We start from the raw sequence: 22,403 nt of genomic DNA, 5'->3' as shown, positions 1-22,403 counted from the left end.
CTGAAATCAGATTGCCTTGCTGGAGTGGCTAATTCATCGTTGCTGGCATCCAACCCCGACATGCGGCCATCCCCACCACCCGATAGCGGACAACCACACCCCACAGGGCTGGGCGAAGGTCAGGCATTGTGGTGCAGGCCGCTCAACAGGCTCGATGGCGGGCTGACCACCGGAGTGGTCGACGCCGGACCGGCATCGGACCGGGACCGATCGTTCGATTGCGAACTGCTCGATTCTGCCGGGTGTTTCGACAGCGCCGCCGCGGAAGACAGCGGGGCCAACGCGATTGCCCCCGCCACCGTCGAGGCCAATACCAGCACGGCCAACGCACTTGCTCTCATCACGCTTCCTCTCGCGAACCATCGTCACGCGTGACCACCAGCCCCTGAGAGCGACTCCCCCAGGAACTTTCAGCGATCACACAGTCCACGGTCCGCCAGCGGCAGTACGAATTCATCGCGGCTGGCAACCCATCTCGGGGTGCGGAACTCCCCACCGTCGATGGCGGTTATCCGCCAATCATGTTCGGTGGTTGGGCTATTGGGTCAGTGCCCGGCCAGCGGCAAGGTAACCCAGAGTGTGGTCCCCGCACCGTAAGGGCTGGCCACCTGCAACCGCCCGCCGACGGCCTCCACCCGGTCGGTGAGCCCGGTCAAGCCAGAACCCTTGTCGGGGTCGGCCCCACCGACCCCGTCGTCCTGGATCACCAGATACAGATTGTCACCGTCCAGGTGCGCCGAAGCCGTCACCTCCTCGGCCTGCGCGTGCTTGACGGTATTGGTAAGCGATTCGGCCACAACGTAGTACGCGGTGACCTCGACGAACTCGGGTAAACGGCCCGGCACGTCGACGTCCAGCGTGACCGGGATGGTGCAGCGCCGGGCCAAGGTCCGCAGCGCCGCGGCCAGCCCGCTGGAGAGCACCGCCGGGTGGATGCCTCGAGAGAATTCGTGCAGGTCGTCGGACACGTCCGTGAGCCCGCGGATTATCCGGTCCATCTGCTCACGCAGATCAGCCAAGCCGTCGGGCACCGAGTCCTCGGCCAGCCGCACCTCGAGTTTGAGGGTCTCCAACCGCTGCTGCGCACCGTCGTGCAGGTCACGTTCCAGCCGGCGCCGCGCATCATCGGAGGCCGCGACGATACGGGCCCGCGACGCGGTAAGTTCCTGGCGCGCCGCAGCATTGGCGATGGCGGTGGCGGCCAGGTCCGCAAAATCGCGGACCCGGTCCGCGGCGTCGGCGGGCATCGAGGCCTGCGGTGACCCCAGGATCAGCCGGCCCCACGATCGGCCGTCGACCATGATCGGAGCCTGCACCGCATCTGAACTGCCTTCCACGACCACACTCAGACCCGCAACCAGTGCCGGCTCACCGTCAGGCCGGTCCCGCACCAGCGCGGCACCTTCGACGTGCAGGCACCGGGCGATCTCGTCGACCACTGCCGCGAAAACGTTTGTGGGCCGCACACCTTCGGCGACCAGGGTGGCGATCCGTCGCAACGCGGCCTGTTGATCCGCCAGGTCACTCAGCTTGTCGTTACTGGCCTCTATGGCGCTGTTGATCCGCTCGCGGTCGCAGGCAGCCCGCAGCAGCGCTTCCAGGGACGGCACGATCCGTTCCCGCAGGCGGCGCAGTGTCCGGTGGGGAACCTGACGGGGCGCCAACAGAGTGCCCAACACCTGATCCCGATCACACAGCAGGATCGCGACCTGCCCCTCGCCGGCACGGACCTTGCCCCGCTCGATGCGGGCCCAGGGCAACTGCAACACCTGGGCCAGTCGCCGGGCCGCCAGATCCAGGCCGGTGTCCAGGTCGACGCCGCCCAGCATCACCCGCGCCAGCTCCGCCGACAGATCGGCTTCACGCCGCCGCTGGTCGGCTTCCTCGGCCCGCGCGCGGGCGCCGTGGGCCAGGCCATTGGCCACCAACGCGACCAGCAACATGCTCGCGTGCATCACGAGGTGGTGCTTCTCTGTCGGGATGAAATGGCCGGTATCGCCGGTCTCGAAGGCCCGCATGCCATCGAAGGCAACGGCGCTGAAGGCTGCGGTCAGTATCGCCAGCGGCAGCCGCCAGAAGGTGGCGACAACCAGGATGCCGACGACGTAGAGCGCACCCAAGTGCTCAGCGGGGTCGGCCAATCCGAGCAGGTACACCAGCGCGGATTCGACCCCGATGAATGCCACCGCAACCAGCGCGCCGAGCCAGGCCGGCGGGGTGGTGGGATTGAGCAGCGAAGTGAGCTCAAGTCTGGGCAGGTTCATCGATTCCGTCCGACGTCGAGGCGGTGAACAGACCAAGAATATTGGGGCCGCCGATCGGTGCGGCCGATGGTAACCGCGAATCCTGCGAGTTTCGTTGTGCAATGGAGTTTCTCGGCTGTGAGTGCGAGCTGTGAACCGTCAACCACCGATCACGTGGGTACTCTGGCGCTATGCGACGGGTTGAATCACGCCGGTGTCGTTGTCAACACCCGGCAAGCCGATGATCGGCACAGAGAGTCCGATCCGGCACGACGACAACGAGAATCAGCCGGCCGCGGCACTGCGCGTCGTCGTTGCCGAGGACGATGTGCTCTACCGCGAAGGCCTGGCCAGCTTGCTGGGCCGATCGGGTTTCGAGGTCGTCGGCCTGGCCCGCGATGCCGAAACCCTCATCGACACCGTCAAGGCCGAGCGGCCCGACGTGGTGGTGGTGGACATCCGGATGCCACCGACTCACACCACCGAGGGACTCGATGCGGCGCGGACGATCCGGCACGAGGTACCGGGTACCGGCGTGCTGGTGCTCTCGGCTCATCTGGACACCGAATTCGCCCTGGAGCTGGTGTCCCGCGGCGAGGGTCTGGGTTATCTGCTCAAGAGTCGAGTTGCCGACGTGGCAGATTTTGTCGATGCGCTGCAACAGATTTCACGCGGCGCGGTGGTGGTCGACCCGGGCGTGGTGGCCGAACTCGTCAACACCCGGCGGCGCAACGATCCGCTGGCGCAGCTCACCACACGCGAACGCGAGGTGCTGGCACTGATGGCCGAGGGACGGTCGAACACCGGGATCGGCCGACGGCTGTGGATCACCGAAAGCACGGTGGAAAAGCACATCCGCAGTGTGATGACCAAGCTGAACCTGCCTGATACCGAGGAGGATCACCGGCGGGTACTGGCCGCCATCACCTTCCTGGCAGATCGCTGATCATTCCGGGTCGAGCAGGTGCGCAATAGCCTGCGCGGACAGCGCCGACTTGCGCAGAAATCCCAGCGCCGGACTGGATTCGATGCGCTCGATGAACTCTTGCTCCGGCGTGGCCGAGGTGAGGATGACCGCGGAATCGCCGTCTTCGGCGTCCCGGCGGAGTTGCTCGGCCAGGTCGAAACCGCTCTCGCTGCCCAGATGAACGTCGACGACCGTCACGTCCGGTCGCAGGTCACGGACGGAACGCAGCGCATCAGCTGACGTCGACGCGGTACCGACCACCGCGAATCCACCACGCTCCAAAAGTCGCCGCGCGACATCAAGGAATTGGTCGTTGTCATCGACTAGCACACACCGCACGGGTTGACCTCGCAGTACCACACCCCAGCATGGATCGCGGGATGCGTCCAGCGCATCCCCACCACGGTGAATTCTCGTCGAACTTTGCGCCCGTGTCTCGTCGTGTCGCAGTTACTGCGGTTATCCCCACCAGGAGTCTGGGGCCAACCGCGACGACAGCCGATCCGCCGGCCGACAGGCTGGAAACACGAGACGTACAGGAGCTGCGATGACAGAGATGGGGCTGGCGGACGCCCGAGAGAAGATCACCGACAACTACCGGGCATTGGCCGTGCAAGGCGCGGCCGACCTGGCAGGCGCCGACGCCATCGACATCCTGCGGTGGACGGACGAGCATCTCGCCGGCAGCTACGTGATTGCCTCCAGCATGCAGGACGCCGTGCTGGTACATCTGGCCTCGCGGGTACGCCCCGGGGTCGACGTCATGTTCCTCGACACCGGCTATCACTTCGCCGAGACCATCGGCACCCGCGACGCGGTGGAAGCCACCTACGACATCAACCTCATCAACGTCAGGCCCGAATACAGTGTTGCCGAACAAAATTCACGGTCTGGCACCGACCTGTTCGCGAGCGATCCAGATGCCTGCTGCCGTCTGCGTAAGGTACAGCCGCTGTCCCGGATGCTGCGTGGCTACTGCGGCTGGGTGACCGGGGTCCGTCGTGCGGACTCCCCAAAACGCGCTCAGACTCCGGTGATCGCTTTCGACGAGAAGTTCGGCATCGTCAAGGTCAACCCGCTGGCTCGGTGGACCGACGACGACATCGATTCGTACGTCGAAGAATTCGGCGTGTTGATCAATCCGCTTGTGTACGAGGGTTATCCGTCGATCGGCTGCGCGCCGTGTACCTCCCGGCCCACGGCCGGCACTGACCTGCGCAGTGGTCGCTGGCAGGGCCGCGGCAAGTCCGAGTGCGGACTGCACGCATCCTGAAGGCCTATTGGCCGTTGTTGACTCCGCCGGAATTGGCACCGGGGATGTCGGTGATCCGGAAGTTGGGCATCGGTGCCGGCGACAAGGTGTTGGGCAACGTCGGGATCTCGGCCGGCGGAATGTCGTTGAGCCCGTTGACCGGCGGGCCGTTGTCCCGGCTGCCGTAGCTGGTACCGGGTTGGCGCTCACCGACCATCTGGGTGACCGTCACCATGTGGTAGCCGTTGGCTTTCAGCACCGGGATGAACTGCTGCACCAGATCGACCGTGGACGAATAGGTGTCGTGAAACAGCACCACCGAATTGGGTTTGATCTGCGTCATCAGCATGTAGCGGGTGGCTGCGGTGTTGGCGTCGTTGGCCCAGTCGAACGGGATGACGTCCCAGTTGATGTCGGCGAGCCCCTGCTTGCGGGCCTCAGCCAGCACCGCGTCATTGATCAGCCCACCGGCGGTGCGGAACAGCTTGGGCCGCTGGCCCGTTGCCTTCTCGATCGCGTCACTGGCCTTGGACAGCTGCGACGGGATGTCCTCGGGCGGGATGGTGGTCATGTTGGGGTGTTCCCAGGTGTGCTGACCGAGCTCCATGCCCGCTTCGACCACCCGTTTGGCACCCTCAGGATTGGCGGCGACCTTGTTGCCGATCTCGAAGAACGTCGCCTTGGCGTCGTTGTCCTTGAGGATCTGCAGCAGCCGATCGGTGTACGGGCTGGGACCGTCGTCGAAGGTCAGCGCGATGCACTTGTACTTGCTGCAGTCCACCTCGTCGGCCTTGGCCACGTGACCGGTCATGCTGCCGATGATGACGATCGCCACGCCCGCGCAGACGCCGAGCACGGTCCGCCAGTAGGACCAAGCAGGGGTATCGGGACGCCGCAATCGCACCCGATCAGCTTACCGGCGCGATGTGGGCGCGTTCCGTCACGCTGAGCGAGACGAGACGCGCCCACATCCCGGTGAAGATCAGGGCAGCGCGCTCGGGCTGATCTCCTCGAGCATCTCGGTGACCAGTGCCGCGATCGGCGACCGCTCGCTGCGCATCAAGGTGATGTGCGCGAAGAGCGGGTGGCCCTTGAGCTTTTCGATGACCGCGGCGACGCCGTCATGCCGGCCGACCCGCAGGTTGTCGCGCTGAGCCACGTCGTGAGTGAGCACCACCCGCGACCCGGCGCCCAGGCGCGACAGCACCGTCAGCAGCACGTTGCGTTCCAGCGACTGAGCCTCATCGACGATGACGAAGGAGTCGTGCAGCGAGCGCCCGCGAATGTGTGTGAGCGGCAACACTTCGAGCATGCCGCGGGCTTGCACCTCTTCGAGCACAGCCGGGCTTGCCAACCCCTCGAGAGTGTCGAAAACCGCCTGGGCCCAAGGGCCCATCTTCTCGCTCTCACTGCCGGGCAGGTAGCCCAAGTCCTGACCGCCTACCGCGTACAGCGGCCGGAACACCACGACCTTGCGCTGGGTGCGACGCTCCAACACCGCTTCCAGGCCGGCGCACAGCGCGAGCGCCGACTTGCCGGTACCCGCCTTGCCGCCGAGCGAGACGATGCCGACCGACTCGTCGAGCAAAAGATCAAGTGCCACACGCTGTTCGGCTGACCTTCCCCGGAGGCCGAACACCTCGCGATCACCACGGACCAGTTGCACCCGCTTGTCGGCGTTGACCCGGCCCAGCGCGTGAGAGCTTCCACCAAGCAGACGAATTCCGGTGTGGCACGGCAGATTCCGCGCCTCTTCCAAATCGACCTCGCCGTCGGCGAACAGGGTGTCGATGGCGTCGCTGGCCACATCGATCTCGGTCATGCCCGTCCAACCCGAGGTGATGACGTCCTGGGCGTGGTACTCGTCGGCGGCCAGACCGACTGCGCCCGCCTTGACGCGCAACGGAATGTCCTTGCTGACCAACGTGACTCGCTTGCCTTCGGCGGCCAGATTGACAGCGCAGGCCAGGATACGAGCGTCGTTGGTGTCCATCCGAAAGCCGGTGGGCAGCACCGACTGATCGATGTGGTTCAGCTCAACCTGCAGCGAACCACCTTGCGTACCAACGGGAATCGGCTGATCTAGTCGTCCATGTTCAAGTCGAAGGTCGTCGAACAGTCGCAACGCTTGGCGTGCGAACCAGCCCAGTTCGTGGTGGTGGCGTTTAGCCTCCAACTCGCTGATGACCACCAGCGGGACAACCACTTCGTGCTCGGCAAACCGGGTGCAGGCCCAGGGATCGGACAACAGCACGGAGGTGTCGAGCACATAAGTACGAACTGCGGCTTGAACAGACGAATCAGTCACGTGGCTCTCCTCGGCTCGCGCGGCCCCGCACGAGCTTTTCGGGGGACGCAGCGGAACCTGGACCGGGACCGGTCCCGTTCTCTCGAACTTTGCGGGTACCGCCCGGATAGCAGAGCGTGTCGCTAGCCATCACCAGGGACGTTACCCCTGGCCGCCACTACACGCAGACGGCGCGCCGTGACCGTTCTGTGACTACTAGATGACGAATTGTGTCAATGACGCTTCGTCGGCCAGACCCCATGCCTTGATGCGGTCCGAGACCACGGCCTTGAGCGCGGTCTCGTCGAAGATTCCGGCCTCGGCGACCACCTGAACCTTGTCCTGGTAGGCGTCGATGTCGGCACCGATGACCTCCAGGCCTGCGGCACGGGCGCCGATGGCTGCGACGGTCTCGTCGCGGTGAGTCTGCAGGCAATGCGTGACGAGGTTGGCGAAGAATTCCTCGTGCCGCTCCTCGTCCCGGGCGATGCGGCCGGCCATGGCGGCCAGCACCGGCTCGGTGATCTGCGCCTGCAGATTGCGGGTGAACACCGCGTGCGCGCGCTCGAAGTAGGCCATGAAGACCAGGGTCTCGATCTGGCTGAACTTGTCGGCCCGGTAGCCCTTCATGACGTGCTCGACGCGGACGTCCTCGTTGGCCGTGGGGTCGATCTCGCGGGTGACCACCAAGTAGTTACGGATCGCGATGGCGTGCAGGTGCTCCTCGGCGGTCCACCGGCCCAGCCAGCGGCCCCACTTCTCCTCCAGGATGAAGTGCTCGACCAGCTCACGGTGATACCCGGCCAGGTTGTCCTTGGTGATCTGCAGGATCTCCAGCGCGTCGGTGATCGACTTCGGCAACGTGACACTGGAGGCATCCCAGTCCGTGCCACCCAGGAACGCGAAGTTCTCGCCCTGGTCAAACGGCACGTAATCGTGGGCGTACCACGCTTCCTCGGAGTTCAGGTGCCGCGAGAGGTTCTCGTCGACGACCGGCTCGAGCTCGAGCGTCAGTGCGTTGGCAACCGGTTTCTCAGCCATGAAAGTAACTGTAACCCGAATTCACACATTTCCGAAATCAGGCGCGCCGAATCTGACGCTTGTGCCAATTCACGCGGACGTATCGCCGATTTGACGACGAAAATGTCCGCTGAACGCCGAGCGTCAGAGCGTAAGACCCGGGTACAGCGGGTTGGCGTCCAGCATCTCGGCCGACGCGGCACGCACCCGATCGGCGGTGCCGTCGGTCATCGTGTACTTGGCCTTGGACGGGCCCGACGACGCTGCGGTCGGCTGAGTGTTCGACAGCACGTCGACCACCAGTTCGGCGACCTTGTCGAACTCGTCAGCACCAAAGCCACGCGTGGTCAGCGCCGGGGTACCGAAGCGGATGCCGCTGGAGTACCAGGCGCCGTTCGGGTCATTCGGGATCGAGTTGCGGTTGGTCACCACACCCGCGTCCAGCAGCGCCGACTCGGCCTGGCGTCCGGTCAGCCCGAACGACTGCACGTCCAGCAGCACCAGGTGATTGTCGGTGCCACCGGTGACCAGTGTCGCGCCCCGCTTCAAGAAACCGTCGGCCAGCACCTTGGCGTTGTCGGCGACATTCTGGGCATAGGTCTGGAACTCCGGCTGACGGGCCTCGGCCAACGCAACGGCCTTGGCGGCCATGACGTGCGACAGCGGACCACCGAGCACCATCGGGCAACCCTTGTCGACGGCCGGCGCGTACTCCTCGGTGGCCAGCACCAGACCACCACGCGGGCCGCGCAGCGACTTGTGGGTGGTGGTGGTCGTGACGTGGGCGTGCGGGACGGGGTTCTCGTCACCGGTGAACACCTTGCCGGCGACCAGTCCGGCGAAGTGCGCCATGTCGACCATCAGGGTGGCGCCGACCTCGTCGGCGATCTCCCGCATCTTGGCGAAGTTGATCCGGCGGGGGTAGGCCGAGTAGCCGGCGACCAGCACCAGCGGCTTGAACTCGCGGGCCGCGGCGGCGACTGCGTCGTAGTCGATCAGACCAGTGACGGGGTCGGTACCGTAACTGCGCTGGTGGAACATCTTGCCGGAGATGTTCGGGCGAAAGCCGTGCGTGAGGTGGCCGCCGGTGTCCAGCGACATGCCCAGCAGGCGCTGGTTGCCCAGCTTGTTGCGCAGCGTCTCCCAGTCCGCCTCGGACAGGTCATTGACGTGCTTGGCACCCAAGGCCGCGAGCCCCGGAGCTTCTACACGAGTCGCCAGGATGGCCCAGAAAGCGACCAGGTTGGCGTCGATGCCCGAGTGCGGCTGGGCGTAGGCGTACGGCGCCCCGAACAGCTCGCGGGCGTGCTCGGCGGCCAGCGCCTCGACGGTGTCGACGTTTTGGCAGGCCGCGTAGAAGCGGTGCCCCACAGTGCCTTCGGCGTACTTGTCGGAGAACCAGGTGCCCATGGTCAGCAGCACGGCCGGCGAAGCGTAGTTCTCCGAGGCGATCAGTTTGAGCGAATCCCGTTGGTCGGCAAGCTCTTTGCGGGTCGCGTCAGCGATCCGCGGCTCTACCTGCTCGATGACCCGCAAGGCCGCCTGGTAGGCCTCGCTGGATGTAGCGGCGTACTCGGCACCCAGGCCGGACTTGGACACGGAAGCGTCAGCGGTCATGCGTTCAGCCTAGTCGGCGGCTGTTTCCTCACCGAATCGGCCACCGGCGCACGCCCGCCGGCCGCAGGCGTTCGCAATGTGCACACACGGCACGGTGTGTCCTTCGCAGACCCGCACGTGTGCGGGGTGAAAGTCAGGCGCGGAGCGCCGAAGGCATCAGCGGTTCATCGAGCAGCCGGCCGAACCGCGCGGTCAACGAGACGTCGGCGGGCCGGGCGTCGAGCCAGCCCCGCAGCAACCGGTAGCCCTCGACATAGGTCGAGGTGTACGCCCGCCACAGCGGCGAGGACAGGAACCGCATCGACTGCCGCGCCCGGGCTTCGGTGGTCAGCGTCCAGCGCTGCAGAAACGCCACCACCTCGTCGGCGTCGCGATGCTCATCGTGCAGCATCAGCGCGGCGTCCTGACGAACATCGGCCAGCGCGGCGCTCGCGGTCGAAATCGCTTCTGCGCGTTCACCATCGAAGCGCAGGCCCAGGTCGGCGTAGATTTCGGCAGCCCAGGACCCCCAGCCTTCACCGTTCCCCGCCGCCCCACGACCCTTCCCCGTCACTTCGCCACCGACCACGGCATACAGCGCCAAGTCCGCCAAACCCTCGGCCATCAGGCACTGCGGGGTGTTGACCAGAAAGATGGTCTGCTCGGCCTGCCCACCCAGCTCGACCAGCCCGGACTCCTTGCGGCAGTGCTCGGTGTGATGGCCCGGGTAGGACTCGTGGGCGACCAGCCTCGGGAGGTTGGACATCTGCTGTTTGAGGTCGGCATTGACCGCGACCGTCGAGCGGTAGTTGCCCTCGTAGTAGTTGAAACCCGACCACGGCTTGTCGGTGACCACCTCGTAGTTGATGGTCTCGGTCTCGGGCAGCGGAAATTCCGCACGCACCCGGTCACGCAGCGCCGACGAGAACGCGTGGATGCACTCCTCGAGCCGCTCAGGCGCAATCTCCTCGCCGGCCCGGTAGGCCTGCATCCGCTCGGCCAGCGGCCCGGAGCCGCCGACCGCGTCGTCGAGCAGCCGATGCGCATCGCGGTAGCGGTCCTCGTCCCCCTTGGTGATCGACACGTCGAAGTACGCCCGCACCTCGTCGACGAATCCGACGTCCTCACCCGCGAACTTGCGGCCCGCACACTCCAGCGCACGCAGGTGGGCCTTCAGGTAGTCGGCACGCTGCTGCGTCAGCCCGGCGCCGTCGACCTCTCCCAACAGCCGCCGGGCCTGACGGGCCAGATCGGCCGGGTCCGGCGCGGGCTCGTCGGCCACCTGCTGACGCACCGCGTGGTCGCCGGTGTACGAGTCGACATAGCCCTCTTCGATCCGGTCGAATCGCAACCCGAGCAGCAGATACTCGCGGATCAATCCATCGGTGGCCGGCACAGCGCTCATGGTCGCCCACGTTAGCCGGTACCCCCGCGTTCATTGCGTCGCAATAACTGCAAGACTGAACACATGCCGCGGCCGACTGAGCCGAGTCCATACGTCGCATTCGACCGCCGACAGTGGCGCGCCCTGCGTATGTCGACTCCGTTGAAGCTCACCGCCAACGAACTGCTGGGTCTGCGTGGTCTGGGCGAACAGATCGACCTTCTCGAGGTCGAAGAGGTCTACCTGCCGCTGGCCCGGTTGATCCACCTACAGGTGGCCGCCAGACAGCGACTGTTCGCCGCCACCGCCGAATTCCTCGGAGAGCCACAACAGAACCCGGACCGGCCGGTGCCGTTCATCATCGGCGTCGCCGGCAGCGTCGCGGTGGGCAAGTCGACCACCGCCCGTGTGCTGCAGGCGCTGCTGGCCCGTTTCGGCCACCACCCGCGCGTCGACCTGGTCACCACCGACGGCTTCCTGTACCCAAATGCCGAACTGATGCGTCGAAACATCATGCACCGCAAGGGTTTTCCGGAGAGCTATGATCGCCGGGGGTTGATGCGGTTCGTCACCGCGGTCAAGTCCGGCGCCGATCAGGTGACCGCCCCGGTGTATTCGCACCTGATCTACGACATCGTGCCGGGTGAGAAGGTCGTCGTGCGGCATCCCGACATCCTCATCATCGAGGGACTCAACGTCCTGCAAACGGGCCCGGCCCTGATGATCTCGGACCTGTTCGACTTCTCCGTATACGTCGACGCCCGGATCGAGGACATCGAGAACTGGTACGTGTCCCGGTTTTTGGCGATGCGGGCCGGAGCCTTCTCCAACCCGCAGTCGCACTTCCATCACTATTCGACGTTGACCGACGAGCAGGCGATCTTCGCCGCCCGTGACATCTGGCAGTCGATCAACCTGCCGAACCTGATCAACAACATCCTGCCCACCCGGCCGCGAGCCACCCTGGTGCTACGCAAGGACGCCGACCACTCGATCAACCGGTTGCGCCTGCGCAAGCTGTGATCAGGCCCGGCGGACGCCGGCGTACTGCAGCTCGGCCATCGCCAGCGTGTACACCGCGCTGACGATCATCAAGGTCACGCCGAGCGTTGTCAGCGGCCAGACGTCGTCGACGATGACCAGCACCGCCGCCACCGTGAAGATCAGGTTCGCGGCCACCACCACGATCCCGGGCCGGCGCACCGACGCGAGGCGTGACACCCCGAAGACGGCCACGGCATAGGCGACGAGGACGGCCGCCAATCCATACTCGACGGCCAGTGGCAGGCCCGATCTGTCCGACAGCCAGCCGGCAGCGGCGGCCAGCAGGACCCCGCTGACGCCGCTGCAGGTGGCATCGATGCGCAGGGCCAACCGCAGCAGGCGGTCGGAACGGGTCTTGGGCTCAGAAGCAATGGCGGTCATGGTGTTTCCTCTCGTGTTGGTTATCGGATGGCAGGAAGGAAGGCCGGCGCGGGGACGTCAACTGCAACCTCTGTCAGCGACGCCCCCGCCCGGCGGGGAGGGAGTCACGCCAGACGGCGCACTCCGAGGTATTGCAGCCAGGCGCAACCCAGCCCGACGGTCATCACGGCCAGCACCATGACGTTGCCGGTCGGGGTCAGCGGGAGTACGCCGGCGGCCAGCACACCGACCACCGCGACCGTGGCGACCAGGTTCCCGACCAGTACACCGATGCCGACCCTGCGGATGCCGCGGGCCCGCGCCAGCAGGTAGAGCGCAAAGCCCCAACCCACCAGCAACGCCCCGGTGAGCCATTCAGACGTGGACGACAGACCCGACACCCTCGACAGCGGCTCGGCGGCCATCGCGGCCAGCAGGCCGACGAGCGCGCACAAGGTGCCGTCGACACGAAGGGCGAAGCGCAGCAGTGAATCGGAACTGTCGGATAGGGCGGGGGTGGTTCTCCTGATGGTGATGACGGCCATGAGAGTTGCTCCTCGGGAGTGCCGGTGTCGGAAGAACGAACACCCATGACACTGCTCAAGGACTGCTGCCAGATCGACGCCAAACGCTGCCAATCACTGCCAACGGCAGGTCACGGCGGTGCCGCGCGTCAAGACGTTGTGACCGCCGTGCCACGCAGGTCGGCGGCGATCACCCGCGCGGCTGCGTTCTGCCAATTGTGCAGGGAACGTTGGGGCACCTCGGTGACGAACCACTGCCACGCCTGCCGCGCCACCGGGTCCAGACCGGCCGCGGTGGCGTTCTGCGCGTAGGCCCGCACACCCACCACGTAGGGGAAGTACAGCGAGTTGTAGTGCCGCCACTGCTCGGTGGTGCCGAAGTCGCCGGCGTCGCGTGGTTTGAGCGCGCCAATCCGATCGGCCAGCAAAGCCTTGAGCTCGTTGGCGCGTTCCAGCGGCTGATCGGGCGCACCCCGGCGGGCCAATCGGTCATCGATCAGCGGCAGCGTCGTCAGCGGCGATGCCACGAGCTTCGACAGGTCGGCATAGTGGCCGAGCGCGCGGCGGGTCAACCGCACAAAGGTCTCGTCATCCATGTGGTCCAGCGGGTTACTGGCCCGCAACGGCAACGCCGCCTCGGTGCGACGCAGCGCCGCACGGTCGGCGCGCAGATCCGGTGCGCCGGAGAAGGCCAATCGGTCCAGCAGCCCGGACAGTGGGTCGGCCAATACATTGATCGCGATCGCCACTGCCAGGCTGGTGAACAGCAAGACCATCAGGGCCTGGTGTTCGCCGGTCACCGCCAGGCCGGTCAGCACCTGGCCGCCGAACAGCGCCGCCACTGCCATGCTGCCCACCAACGATCGCCGCATGCCCGCGCGCAGCGCTTGCCCCTCGTCGAAGGCGTCCCACCAGGCCACCGCGATCCCCAGCAGCAAGACATCGAACGCCGCGGACGCCAACACCACCCAACTCGGCAGCAGTCCCAGCGGGATGAGCAGAATCGCATTGCCCAGCCCGAAGAACAACGTCGCCGCCACCACCGGCGCGATGATCCTGCGCGAGGACGCGCCACGACGCAGCCGTCGCACCGCCAAGACGAGCGCACTGAATGCCGACAACGAAATGGCTCCGACCATGACCCAGTGCCCGGTCCGCAGTGGCGGGTGTACGCCACCGGAAATCGCGGCACCGACGAACGCGACCAACGCCACGGCCGTCACCACCACTGCACCCCAGCGCCCACGCGCCGAATCGACCGGACGGGCCAACTCGAGCAACACCGTGAGCCAGGCAATGCCGGGCAGCACCGACAGATAGGCCTCGACGTGACTGAGCAGGCCAGTGGGTGAGCCGCTGGCCAGCCGGACCGCGTCGACCGCGACCACCACCGCGAAACTGCACAGCCCGACCGCGGACCACGCCAGGATCGGCTTACGTGGATCGCGCGCCAACAGGTACAGCCCCAGCCACCAACTGAGGGCGAACACCACTGCCGACAGCGCAGCCATGGCCTATTTGCCGTACCGCCGATTGCGCAGCGTGTAGTCGCGCAGGGCCCGCAGAAAATCGACTCGCCGGAATGCCGGCCAGTGCGCATCGGTGAACCACATCTCCGAATATGCGCTCTGCCACAACAGGAATCCGCTCAACCGCTGCTCCCCCGAGGTGCGGATAACCAGATCGGGATCGGGCTGGCCGGAGGTGTACAGGTTCTCCGAGATGCCGTCGACGGTCACGGCTTCGATGAGCTGCTCGGCGGTGGCGCCGTTGGCCAGTTCCTTGCCCAGCAGGGTACGAACAGCATCGGCGATCTCCTGGCGCCCGCCGTAGCCGACCGCGACATTGACGTGGAAGGAGCCCTCCCCGGCGCGCTCCCGGGTTGGTTCGACCGCATCGCGCAGCCGGCGCGCCGGCTCCTCCCCCAGCAGTTCCAGATCGCCGACGGTGCGTACCGTCCACTGTTTCTCGGGCGCGCAGATCTCCTCGACGACGTCGGTGATGATGTCGATCAGCGGCGCCAGCTCCTGCGGATCGCGCCTCAGGTTCTCGGTCGACAACAGATAGACGGTGGCCATCTCGACGCCGGCCTGCTGGCACCACCGCAAGACCTCGGCGATTTTGGCCGCACCCATGCGGTAGCCGTAGCTGACGTCGTCGTGACCTGCCTCACGTGCCCAACGCCGGTTGCCATCGCACAGCACCGCAATATGGCGTGGCAGTTGCGCTTTGGCATGCGCAAGCTCCTGGCGCAGTCGCATCTCGTAGAGCCGATAGGCCGGTTCCTTGAGCCGCGGAGGAATGATGTCCACGAGAAACCAGACTACTGTGGACCACTGGATAACCCATGGCTGTTAGTGGAGGGAACGTGACGATCGATTCCACCGATCCGGCAGCTGCACCTTCCGCCGCCGCGCTGAAGCCGTATCGATCCGCCGCGGCGATCCATCCACCGGAGACGCTGCCCGAGGCGGTGGCCCAGTTCCTCGGCAAGCCACGCGCCCGCGGCTGGATCCACGTCTACTCGGCAGTGGTGGCCTTCTTCGCCGGAGCGACCCTGGTCTCGGTGTCGTGGGCGATGCAGGGCACCCGCGCCGGGCTGGCCACGCTGCTGTACACCTTGACCATCGTGGCGATGTTCACCGTCAGCGGCACCTACCACCGGGTGACCTGGAAGTCGCAGAACGCCCGCACCTGGATGAAGCGCCTCGACCATTCGATGATCTTCATCTTCATCGCCGGCAGCTACACCCCGTTCGCACTGCTGGCATTGCGCTCCGGCGGCGGCATGACGCTGTTCTGGATCGTCTGGGGCGGAGCGTTCGCCGGGGTATTGCTCAAGATGTTCTGGCCGACGGCGCCACGCTGGGTCGGGGTACCGCTCTACCTGCTGTTGGGCTGGGTTGCGGTGTGGTTCATCGGGCCGATCATGCACAGCGCGGGCGTCGCCGCAGTGGTGCTGCTGATCGTGGGCGGTGCGCTGTACAGCATCGGCGGGGTGCTGTACGGGCTGAAGTGGCCCAACCCGTGGCCGACGACGTTCGGGCACCACGAGTTCTTCCACGCGTGCACCGCGGTCGCGGCGATCTGCCACTACATCGCGATGTGGTTCGCCGTCTTCTCTGGGTGATTTCGGGCGCGCCGGTAACGCGGGGCGAGACGAAGCGCGCCGAAATCGCTACAGCTGGGTGATGTTCTCCGGGCCCCAGAAGGCCTTCATCGAGGTGATCTCACCCTCGGAGTCGAAGGTCATCGTGCTGATGATGTCGATGCGCATGGCGCCGTTGACGGTCAGGCTCCAGAAGAACGCCGCCTCGTGGCCGCAGACCCGCAGCGTGTGAACCTCGTGGCTGTTCTTGGTCCCCGCGATGTTCGAGTAGAACCCGTGAATCACCTGACGCCCGATGTGCACCTCACCACCGACCGGATCCTCGATGGTGGCATCGGAGGCGTACAACTGGGCGATCTCGTCGGCGTTGGCGATGTCGACCATATCCAGGTAGCGGTTGACGGTTGCGGTGATCTGCTCGGCACTGGGCATGGGCCGCACGCTACACGGCGGCGCGCAACGCGCCGGCGAGATCCCCAGCGGTTGTGACCGGAAGGTCACAGACCGAGCCGCGGCAGACGTACGCCGCATCTTTCCCGTCCACCAGGCCACGGCCCTGCAGCAGCACCGATCCGCTGCCCACCACCACCGCCCCGCCGGGCGCGAGTTTACGTGCGGCAGAAAGCAATTCGGAGTCCGGCGCGGAGCAGGCGACCGCGACCTGCAGCGGTCCACGCACCGCGGCCTCGGCGACGGCCAGCCAATGCCCGCCCGAGCGCGGTGAGCGGGCCAGAATCGGTGTCGCCGACGCCAGCGTGGCCGCGGCGGCAGCCGCATATCGCTGCGGCTCAGCCGCCAGGTGTGCGGCGGCCTGGAGCGCCTCCGCGATCAGCGAAGCGCCGGACGGGGTCGCGCCGTCGACCGGATCGGACGGACGCAACACCAACGCCTCGGCATCGTCCGCGGTGTCGAACCACCGCCCATCGACATCGGCCTGCCCGTCGGCAAAATGCTCCAGCGCGACGTCCAGCAGGCCCAGCGCCGCCGCCAACCACTGCGACGAGCCAGTGATCTGATGCAGCGTCAACAGTCCGGTCGCGAGCGCGGCGTAGTCCTCCAGGATGCCCGCGCTGTCGCCCACCGCGCCGCCCAGACTGGCCCGGCGCAGCCGGCCGTCGACCAGGTGTAGTTCCAGCAGCCGGCGCGCGCAAACCGTTGCTGCGTCAAGGAATTCGGGTTCATCCAGCGCAACCGACGCCTCGGCCAGGGCGGTGATGGCGAAGCCGTTCCAGGCGGTGATCACCTTGTCGTCCCGTCCCGGTTGCGGGCGGGCGGCGCGCACCGCCGACAGTCGCGCCCGGACCTGCTCGAAGCGCTGCCAATCATCGGGGTCGCTGTGCAGCTGCAGCACCGAGCTGCCGCGCTCGAACGTTCCCGTCTCGGTGACCCCGAAAACCGAAGCGGCCCAAGGACCATCATCAACACCGAGGACGTCGGTCAGCTCAGCGGGTGTCCAGACGTACGTCAGGCCTTCCCGGCCGGCAGTGTCTGCGTCCAGCGAGGACACCAACATGCCACCCGATCCAAGATCTCCGATGATGAATCGGGCGGTCTCGTCTGCCACCTTGCGCGCCAACGGATTACCGGTGACCCGGAACCAATGCGCGTAGACCCGCAGCAGCAAGGCGTTGTCGTACAACATCTTCTCGAAGTGCGGCACCACCCAAGACGCGTCCACGCTGTACCGGGCGAAGCCACCGGCCAACTGGTCGTAGATGCCACCGCGGGCCATCGCGATACCGGTCCGCTCGACCGAATCCAGCGCTGCGCCGGTTCTCTCGTGGTGCCGCAACAGCGCTTCCAGTAATGCTGACGGCGGGAACTTGGGTGCCCGGCCAAAACCGCCGCGGACCGTGTCCTCGTCACCCAATACCCCCGCCACCGCGTGATCGCACAGCTCGCTCGTCGGCGCCTGCCCACCCCCGGGCAGTCCCGAAGACATCTTGCGCAGCTCATCGGCGATCCGGTCGGACGCCTGCTCGACCTCGTCGCGACGATGCCGCCAGGTCTCGGTGACCGCCGAAAGCAACTGCAGGAAGCCGGCTTTCGGGTAGTAGGTGCCACAGAAGAAGGGCCGGCCATCGGGAGTCAGGAAGCACGTCATGGGCCAGCCGCCCTGGCCTGTCATGGCGACGGTCGCACTCATATAGATCGAGTCGAGGTCGGGCCGTTCTTCCCGGTCGACCTTGATGCAGACGAAATCTGCGTTGGCGACCCCAGCCACCTGGTCGTCTTCGAACGACTCGTGGGCCATCACGTGGCACCAGTGGCACGCGGCGTATCCGATCGACAACAGAATCGGCACATCCCGCTCGGCGGCCTCGGCGAGCGCCTCGGGTGTCCACTGCTGCCAGTGCACCGGGTTGTCGGCGTGCTGGCGCAGGTACGGACTGGTGGACGAGCCGAGGGTGTTAGCCATCCCTGGAGTCTGACCCAGCTTCTGGTGCGACACCATCTGCCGCACCAGGCTCACCCTCGACCGGGCCGACAGTCCCGTCGTCCACCGCCTGATCCGGCTCGGGATGCTGGGGATCGAAAGACTCGGGCAGCTTGCGCAGGTGCCTGTTCATCGACCAGACCAGCGTCAGCACCGCGATCAGCAGGATCAGCGTGATCACCAGCCCGGCCGGGCTGGCCTTGCCGAAGTCCGGGCCGCTCTGCCGGGGGGCATCGGCCAACAGTGTCAACGTCAATGTGGTCATCACAGCGAAACTCCCGTGAACAGGTCGGTCTCGGGCAGCGTCACCGGAACGCGCGACCGGGCAAGCTCGTATTCCTCGGTCGGCCACAGCCGTTGCTGCCACTCGATCGGAGCGCGGAAGAAGTCACCGTTGGGATCGATCTGGGTGGCGTGCGCCAGCAGTGCGTCGTCGCGCTGCTGGAAGTACTTCGAGCATTCGATGCGGCTGGTCACCCGGTTGGCGAACGGATCGTGCTCGGGATCCCAATGCTGCAGCCACTTGTCGAACGGGCCGACCTCGCCGTGCTTGGCGAATTCGTCCTGCAGCAGTTGCATGCGCTGACGCAGGAAACCGTGGTTGTAGTACAGCTTGGCGACGCTCCACGGCTCGCCCGCGTCCCGGAACTGCATGTAGTCGGCGGCGGCGTCATACGCCGCCATCGATACCTGATGACAGCGGATGTGGTCGGGATGCGGATAGCCGCCGTTCTCGTCATAGGTGGTCATCACGTGCGGACGGAACTCGCGGATCACCCGGACCAAGCGCTCGACCGGCTGTTCGACCGGGACCACACCGAAGCAGCCGTCAGGCAGTGGAGGCGGCGGGTCGCCCTCGGGCAGTCCCGAGTCGATGAATCCCAGCCAGTGATGCTCGACGCCGAGGATCTCCGCAGCCCTGGCCATCTCGTCGCGACGCACCTCGGTGATCCGGCCGTGCACCTCGGGCAGGTCCATCGCCGGATTGAGGATGTCGCCCCGCTCGCCGCCGGTCAGCGTGACCACCATGACGCGCACGCCCTCGGCCGCATACTTGGCGGTGGTCGCCGCGCCCTTGCTCGACTCGTCGTCGGGGTGGGCGTGCACCGCCATCAACCGCAGTTCGCTCACATGTCCTCTATCTGTTCCGGTCCGACCACTCTGCCCGGTCTAACCGTCGTCCTTGGTCCTATAGTTCCAGTCCAGACATTCCGATCCGACCCAAGGGGCACCCAAACCGCCGATGATCGAGCGTCCCACCGCCCGCTACGGGCAGCAGCGACTGTCCGCGCCCGGCCGTCGGCGGCTGGTCATCGGCCTGACGATACTGATCGTGGTGGCCGGCGTCGCGCTTGCGTTGGTCGCTTTCCAACGGCTGGGTACCGCGCCCGTCAAAGGTGAATTGAGCACCTACAAGCTGCTGGACGACGAGACCGTCGGAGTGACCATCTCGGTCACCCGCCAGGACCCCGCACAGCCCGTCGTATGCATCGTGCGGGCCCGAGCGCTCGACGGCAGCGAGACCGGACGCCGCGAGGTGTTGGTGCCGCCGTCGTCGGTGCCGACGGTGCAGGTGTCGACCATCGTCAAATCGACAAAACCGCCGGTCGTGGGCGATGTTTACGGGTGTGGCACCGACGTCCCGAAGTATCTGGTGGCGCCCTGAACGACCCCACCAGACGTCTAGTCAAGGAACTCAGAACAGCCAAATCCTGAATATTCACCGACACGGCGGTGGTACGCTTGTGCCCATACACGGTTCCGGCTGGGGCCGTGTATTGCTGCTTTAGCGGGCACTTTCTGCCCGGGATTACGACAGGAGCGCGGCAGACATGACCGATACCCAGGTCACCTGGCTCACCGAAGAGGCATTCGAACGGTTGAAGGCGGAGCTGGATCAGCTGATCGCCAACCGGCCGATCATCGCTGCCGAAATCAACGACCGTCGCGAAGAGGGCGATCTGCGCGAGAACGGTGGCTACCACGCGGCCCGCGAAGAGCAGGGCCAGCAGGAAGCCCGGATTCGTCAGCTGCAGGAACTACTCAACAACGCCAAGGTCGGCGAAGCGCCCAAGCAGTCCGGCATCGCGCTGCCCGGTTCGGTGGTCAAGGTCTACTACGACGGCGACAAGAACGACACCGAGACCTTCCTGATCGCCACCCGCCAGGAGGGTGTCAGCGACGGCAAGCTCGAGGTCTACTCCCCCGCGTCCCCGCTGGGCGGTGCCCTGATCGACGCCAAGGTCGGCGAGACCCGCACCTACACCGTGCCCAACGGCAACACGGTCGAGGTCACCCTGGTCAGCGCGGAGCCGTACCACTCCTGAGGGTCAGCTGAGGTCCTGATGGCCCGGATAGCCGAGGACCTGTTGCTGCTGTTGCTGGACAATCCGTCGGCACAGCCAGGTCTGGATCGTGCCCGCCTGCGCCAGGTGTTGTCCGGCGCAGTGTTGCTCGACCTCGCCTGCGCGTCCCACCTCCGGCCGGCCGGTCCCGGCGATCCGGTGCCCGACGGGCAATTGATCGCGTTGGCGTCTGAGGTACCCGTCGATGCGGTGAGCCTGCCGGCACTGCAGCTCGTGCGGCAGCGGCCGCTGCCCGTTCGGGTGGCGCTGTCCGAGCTGGGCCGCAGCACCGAATCCGGTCTGCTTGCGGCATTGGAGCAGGCCCGCCAATTGCGTCGGGTCGATGTCGGTCCGATATGGCGGCGCAGCGTCACCTACCCACTGACCGATCGGTCGAGAGTAGGTCAGGCCCGGGCGGCACTGTTGGCCGCGTTGTTCGACCGGCAGCCACCGACACCGGCGACGGCCGGAATCGTGACGCTGCTCCATGCGATCGACGGGTTGGGCTCGGTACTGAGCCTCAACGACCGGGGCTGGCGCTGGGTACACGCCCGCGCCGCCGAAATCGCCGGCGGCGGTTGGGTGCACGAGTCGCCGACCGGGGTCGCCGAGCTCAACCTGGCCGTCACCGCGTCCGCGCTGCGGAGCGCGCTGAGTTAGCCGAGCGCCTGCTCCAGATCACCGATCAGGTCGGCGACATCCTCGATGCCGACCGACAGCCGCACCAGGTCATCCGGCACCTCCAGCTGAGAGCCTGCGGTCGACGCGTGGGTCATGGCACCAGGCAGCTCGATCAGCGACTCGACCCCGCCCAGCGACTCGGCAAGAATGAAAATCTCGGTGCGAGAGCACAATTCACGCGCAGCCTGGTGCCCGCCTGCCAGCCGAACGGACACCATGCCACCGAAGCCGCTCATCTGCCTGGCCGCGACCTCGTGACCGGGGTGGCTGCTCAGCCCCGGGTAGAGCACGGTGCTCACCGCCCGATGGTCGTTGAGGTATTCCGCGACGACCAAAGCGTTCTCGCAGTGTCGTTGCATGCGCAGCGGCAGCGTCTTGAGGCCGCGGTAGGTCAGGTAGGCGTCGAACGGACCGGGCACCGCGCCCGCGCCGTTCTGCAGGAAGGCAAAGGCGGTGTCGAGTTCCTCGTCGTTGGTGACCAGCGCGCCACCGACCACATCCGAGTGCCCGCCGATGTATTTCGTGGTGGAGTGCAGCACGATATCGGCACCGAGAGAAAGTGGTTGCTGCAGTGCGGGAGAGGCAAAGGTGTTGTCCACCAACACCTTTACTCCCGACACCGAGGCGAGCTGCACGATGCCGGCGATGTCGGCGATGGACAGCAACGGATTGGTCGGCGTCTCCACCCAGATCATCCGGGTCTTGGCGGTGATGGCCGCCCGCACCTCGTCGAGGTTGGACAGCTGCGCCGGGGTGTGGCTGATACCCCACTGCGTGAACACCTTGTCGATCAGCCGGAAGGTGCCGCCATAGGCGTCGTCGGGGATGACGATGTGGTCGCCGGGACGCAGCACCGAACGCAGCGCGCAGTCCGTCGCCGCCATCCCGGAACTGAAGGCCCGCCCGTACGTGCCGCCCTCTACCGCAGCCAGCAGGGTCTCCAGCGCCGAACGGGTCGGGTTGCCGGTGCGGGCGTACTCGAATCCGCCACGCAGACCGCCGACGCCGTCCTGGGCGAACGTCGAGCTGGCGTAGATCGGGGTGTTGACCGCACCGGTGGCCGGGTCGGGCCGAAAGCCGGCGTGAATCGCCCGGGTGGCCGGGCCGTAGGCCCGGTAGTGGTCGGCCTTGCTGCGATGCTCGCTCACGATGAG

General features: G+C 66.3%; 24 protein-coding genes. 7 read left to right on the top strand and 17 right to left on the bottom strand.

Going from position 1 to position 22,403, the window contains the following annotated elements; all coding sequences use genetic code 11:
- Positions 1–119: 119 nt before the first annotated feature.
- Together ABIA30_RS12910 and ABIA30_RS12905 are read right to left on the bottom strand one after the other, a co-directional pair.
- Positions 120–341 (bottom strand): hypothetical protein, encoded by a 222-nt coding sequence (locus ABIA30_RS12910; RefSeq protein ID WP_370065827.1) that lies wholly within the window; start codon positions 339–341, stop codon positions 120–122.
- A 204-nt stretch (positions 342–545) separates the two neighbouring features.
- Positions 546–2,264 (bottom strand): ATP-binding protein, encoded by a 1,719-nt coding sequence (locus ABIA30_RS12905; RefSeq protein WP_370065825.1) that lies wholly within the window; start codon positions 2,262–2,264, stop codon positions 546–548.
- Positions 2,265–2,484: 220 nt separating this feature from the next.
- On the opposite strand from ABIA30_RS12905, the gene ABIA30_RS12900 reads away from it, so the two are divergent.
- The gene (locus tag ABIA30_RS12900; RefSeq protein WP_370066314.1) at positions 2,485–3,189 is read left to right on the top strand and encodes a response regulator; all 705 of its coding nucleotides are present in this window, start codon (positions 2,485–2,487) and stop codon (positions 3,187–3,189) included.
- Here the strand turns inward: ABIA30_RS12900 and ABIA30_RS12895 are convergent, their stop codons facing one another.
- Positions 3,190–3,549 carry a response regulator gene (locus ABIA30_RS12895; RefSeq protein ID WP_370065823.1) on the bottom strand — a complete coding sequence of 120 codons (360 nt, stop codon included), beginning with the start codon at positions 3,547–3,549 and terminating at the stop codon, positions 3,190–3,192. It lies immediately after the preceding gene.
- A gap of 217 nt (positions 3,550–3,766) precedes the next feature.
- Here ABIA30_RS12895 and ABIA30_RS12890 point away from each other — a divergent pair, with 217 nt between their 5' ends.
- Complete coding sequence (locus ABIA30_RS12890; protein WP_370066312.1) at positions 3,767–4,483, top strand: phosphoadenylyl-sulfate reductase; 717 nt, start codon at positions 3,767–3,769, stop codon at positions 4,481–4,483.
- A gap of 4 nt (positions 4,484–4,487) precedes the next feature.
- Here the strand turns inward: ABIA30_RS12890 and ABIA30_RS12885 are convergent, their stop codons facing one another.
- From ABIA30_RS12885 to ABIA30_RS12865, 5 genes are all read right to left on the bottom strand, one after another.
- Positions 4,488–5,360 (bottom strand): polysaccharide deacetylase family protein, encoded by an 873-nt coding sequence (locus ABIA30_RS12885; protein WP_370066310.1) that lies wholly within the window; start codon positions 5,358–5,360, stop codon positions 4,488–4,490.
- Between the two features lie 84 nt (positions 5,361–5,444).
- Positions 5,445–6,770, bottom strand: coding sequence for a PhoH family protein (locus tag ABIA30_RS12880; RefSeq protein WP_370065821.1), 1,326 nt, complete (start codon positions 6,768–6,770; stop codon positions 5,445–5,447).
- A gap of 195 nt (positions 6,771–6,965) precedes the next feature.
- On the bottom strand, positions 6,966–7,790 hold the full coding sequence (locus tag ABIA30_RS12875; protein ID WP_370065819.1) for an acyl-ACP desaturase: 825 nt from the start codon (positions 7,788–7,790) through the stop codon (positions 6,966–6,968).
- A 123-nt stretch (positions 7,791–7,913) separates the two neighbouring features.
- Positions 7,914–9,386: a glycine hydroxymethyltransferase gene (locus ABIA30_RS12870; protein ID WP_370065817.1), complete on the bottom strand. Its 1,473-nt coding sequence runs from the start codon at positions 9,384–9,386 to the stop codon at positions 7,914–7,916.
- Positions 9,387–9,519: 133 nt separating this feature from the next.
- The gene (locus ABIA30_RS12865; protein ID WP_370065815.1) at positions 9,520–10,770 is read right to left on the bottom strand and encodes a DUF885 domain-containing protein; all 1,251 of its coding nucleotides are present in this window, start codon (positions 10,768–10,770) and stop codon (positions 9,520–9,522) included.
- A 63-nt stretch (positions 10,771–10,833) separates the two neighbouring features.
- Here ABIA30_RS12865 and coaA point away from each other — a divergent pair, with 63 nt between their 5' ends.
- The gene (gene coaA / locus ABIA30_RS12860; RefSeq protein WP_370065813.1) at positions 10,834–11,772 is read left to right on the top strand and encodes a type I pantothenate kinase; all 939 of its coding nucleotides are present in this window, start codon (positions 10,834–10,836) and stop codon (positions 11,770–11,772) included.
- Here the strand turns inward: coaA and ABIA30_RS12855 are convergent, their stop codons facing one another.
- From ABIA30_RS12855 to ABIA30_RS12840, 4 genes are all read right to left on the bottom strand, one after another.
- A complete protein-coding gene (locus ABIA30_RS12855; RefSeq protein ID WP_370065811.1) occupies positions 11,773–12,174 on the bottom strand; it encodes a hypothetical protein in 402 nt (133 codons plus the stop codon).
- 104 nt (positions 12,175–12,278) lie between these two features.
- On the bottom strand, positions 12,279–12,698 hold the full coding sequence (locus ABIA30_RS12850; protein ID WP_370065809.1) for a hypothetical protein: 420 nt from the start codon (positions 12,696–12,698) through the stop codon (positions 12,279–12,281).
- 128 nt (positions 12,699–12,826) lie between these two features.
- Positions 12,827–14,188 carry a hypothetical protein gene (locus ABIA30_RS12845; RefSeq protein WP_370065807.1) on the bottom strand — a complete coding sequence of 454 codons (1,362 nt, stop codon included), beginning with the start codon at positions 14,186–14,188 and terminating at the stop codon, positions 12,827–12,829.
- Between the two features lie 3 nt (positions 14,189–14,191).
- Positions 14,192–14,989, bottom strand: a complete 798-nt coding sequence (locus ABIA30_RS12840; RefSeq protein WP_370065805.1) for a (2Z,6E)-farnesyl diphosphate synthase — start codon at positions 14,987–14,989, stop codon at positions 14,192–14,194.
- Between the two features lie 104 nt (positions 14,990–15,093).
- On the opposite strand from ABIA30_RS12840, the gene ABIA30_RS12835 reads away from it, so the two are divergent.
- Complete coding sequence (locus tag ABIA30_RS12835) at positions 15,094–15,807, top strand: hemolysin III family protein (protein WP_370066308.1); 714 nt, start codon at positions 15,094–15,096, stop codon at positions 15,805–15,807.
- 48 nt (positions 15,808–15,855) lie between these two features.
- On the opposite strand, the gene ABIA30_RS12830 is transcribed toward ABIA30_RS12835, so the two are convergent.
- Genes ABIA30_RS12830 through mca form a run of 4 tightly spaced genes read right to left on the bottom strand, consistent with a single transcriptional unit; the run spans position 15,856 to position 19,354 of the window.
- The gene (locus ABIA30_RS12830; RefSeq protein WP_370065802.1) at positions 15,856–16,218 is read right to left on the bottom strand and encodes a nuclear transport factor 2 family protein; all 363 of its coding nucleotides are present in this window, start codon (positions 16,216–16,218) and stop codon (positions 15,856–15,858) included.
- A gap of 10 nt (positions 16,219–16,228) precedes the next feature.
- Positions 16,229–18,205 (bottom strand): thioredoxin domain-containing protein, encoded by a 1,977-nt coding sequence (locus tag ABIA30_RS12825; RefSeq protein WP_370065800.1) that lies wholly within the window; start codon positions 18,203–18,205, stop codon positions 16,229–16,231.
- Entirely contained in the window at positions 18,198–18,488 is a 291-nt protein-coding gene (locus ABIA30_RS12820) for a hypothetical protein (protein ID WP_370065798.1), read from the bottom strand. Before ABIA30_RS12820 ends, ABIA30_RS12825 begins: the two co-directional genes overlap by 8 nt.
- Positions 18,488–19,354 (bottom strand): mycothiol conjugate amidase Mca, encoded by an 867-nt coding sequence (mca, locus tag ABIA30_RS12815; protein ID WP_370065796.1) that lies wholly within the window; start codon positions 19,352–19,354, stop codon positions 18,488–18,490. Before mca ends, ABIA30_RS12820 begins: the two co-directional genes overlap by 1 nt.
- A 112-nt stretch (positions 19,355–19,466) precedes the next feature.
- Between mca and ABIA30_RS12810 the strand changes: the two genes are divergently transcribed.
- The 3 genes from ABIA30_RS12810 to ABIA30_RS12800 all read left to right on the top strand — a co-directional run bounded on the left by ABIA30_RS12810 (position 19,467) and on the right by ABIA30_RS12800 (position 21,228).
- A complete protein-coding gene (locus ABIA30_RS12810; RefSeq protein ID WP_370065794.1) occupies positions 19,467–19,889 on the top strand; it encodes a DUF4307 domain-containing protein in 423 nt (140 codons plus the stop codon).
- Between the two features lie 166 nt (positions 19,890–20,055).
- Complete coding sequence (gene greA, locus ABIA30_RS12805; protein WP_370065792.1) at positions 20,056–20,550, top strand: transcription elongation factor GreA; 495 nt, start codon at positions 20,056–20,058, stop codon at positions 20,548–20,550.
- Between the two features lie 18 nt (positions 20,551–20,568).
- A complete protein-coding gene (locus tag ABIA30_RS12800; RefSeq protein WP_370065790.1) occupies positions 20,569–21,228 on the top strand; it encodes a GPP34 family phosphoprotein in 660 nt (219 codons plus the stop codon).
- Here ABIA30_RS12800 and ABIA30_RS12795 read toward each other — a convergent pair.
- Positions 21,225–22,397 (bottom strand): cystathionine gamma-synthase, encoded by a 1,173-nt coding sequence (locus ABIA30_RS12795; protein ID WP_370065788.1) that lies wholly within the window; start codon positions 22,395–22,397, stop codon positions 21,225–21,227. The genes ABIA30_RS12800 and ABIA30_RS12795 overlap by 4 nt on opposite strands.
- Positions 22,398–22,403 lie beyond the last annotated feature (6 nt).

Origin of the sequence: Mycobacterium sp. MAA66, from assembly GCF_041261665.1 — a bacterium.
Classification (GTDB): domain Bacteria; phylum Actinomycetota; class Actinomycetes; order Mycobacteriales; family Mycobacteriaceae; genus Mycobacterium.
Note: the sequence above shows the minus strand (reverse complement) of the source record. Positions and strands in the feature narration are given on the sequence as shown.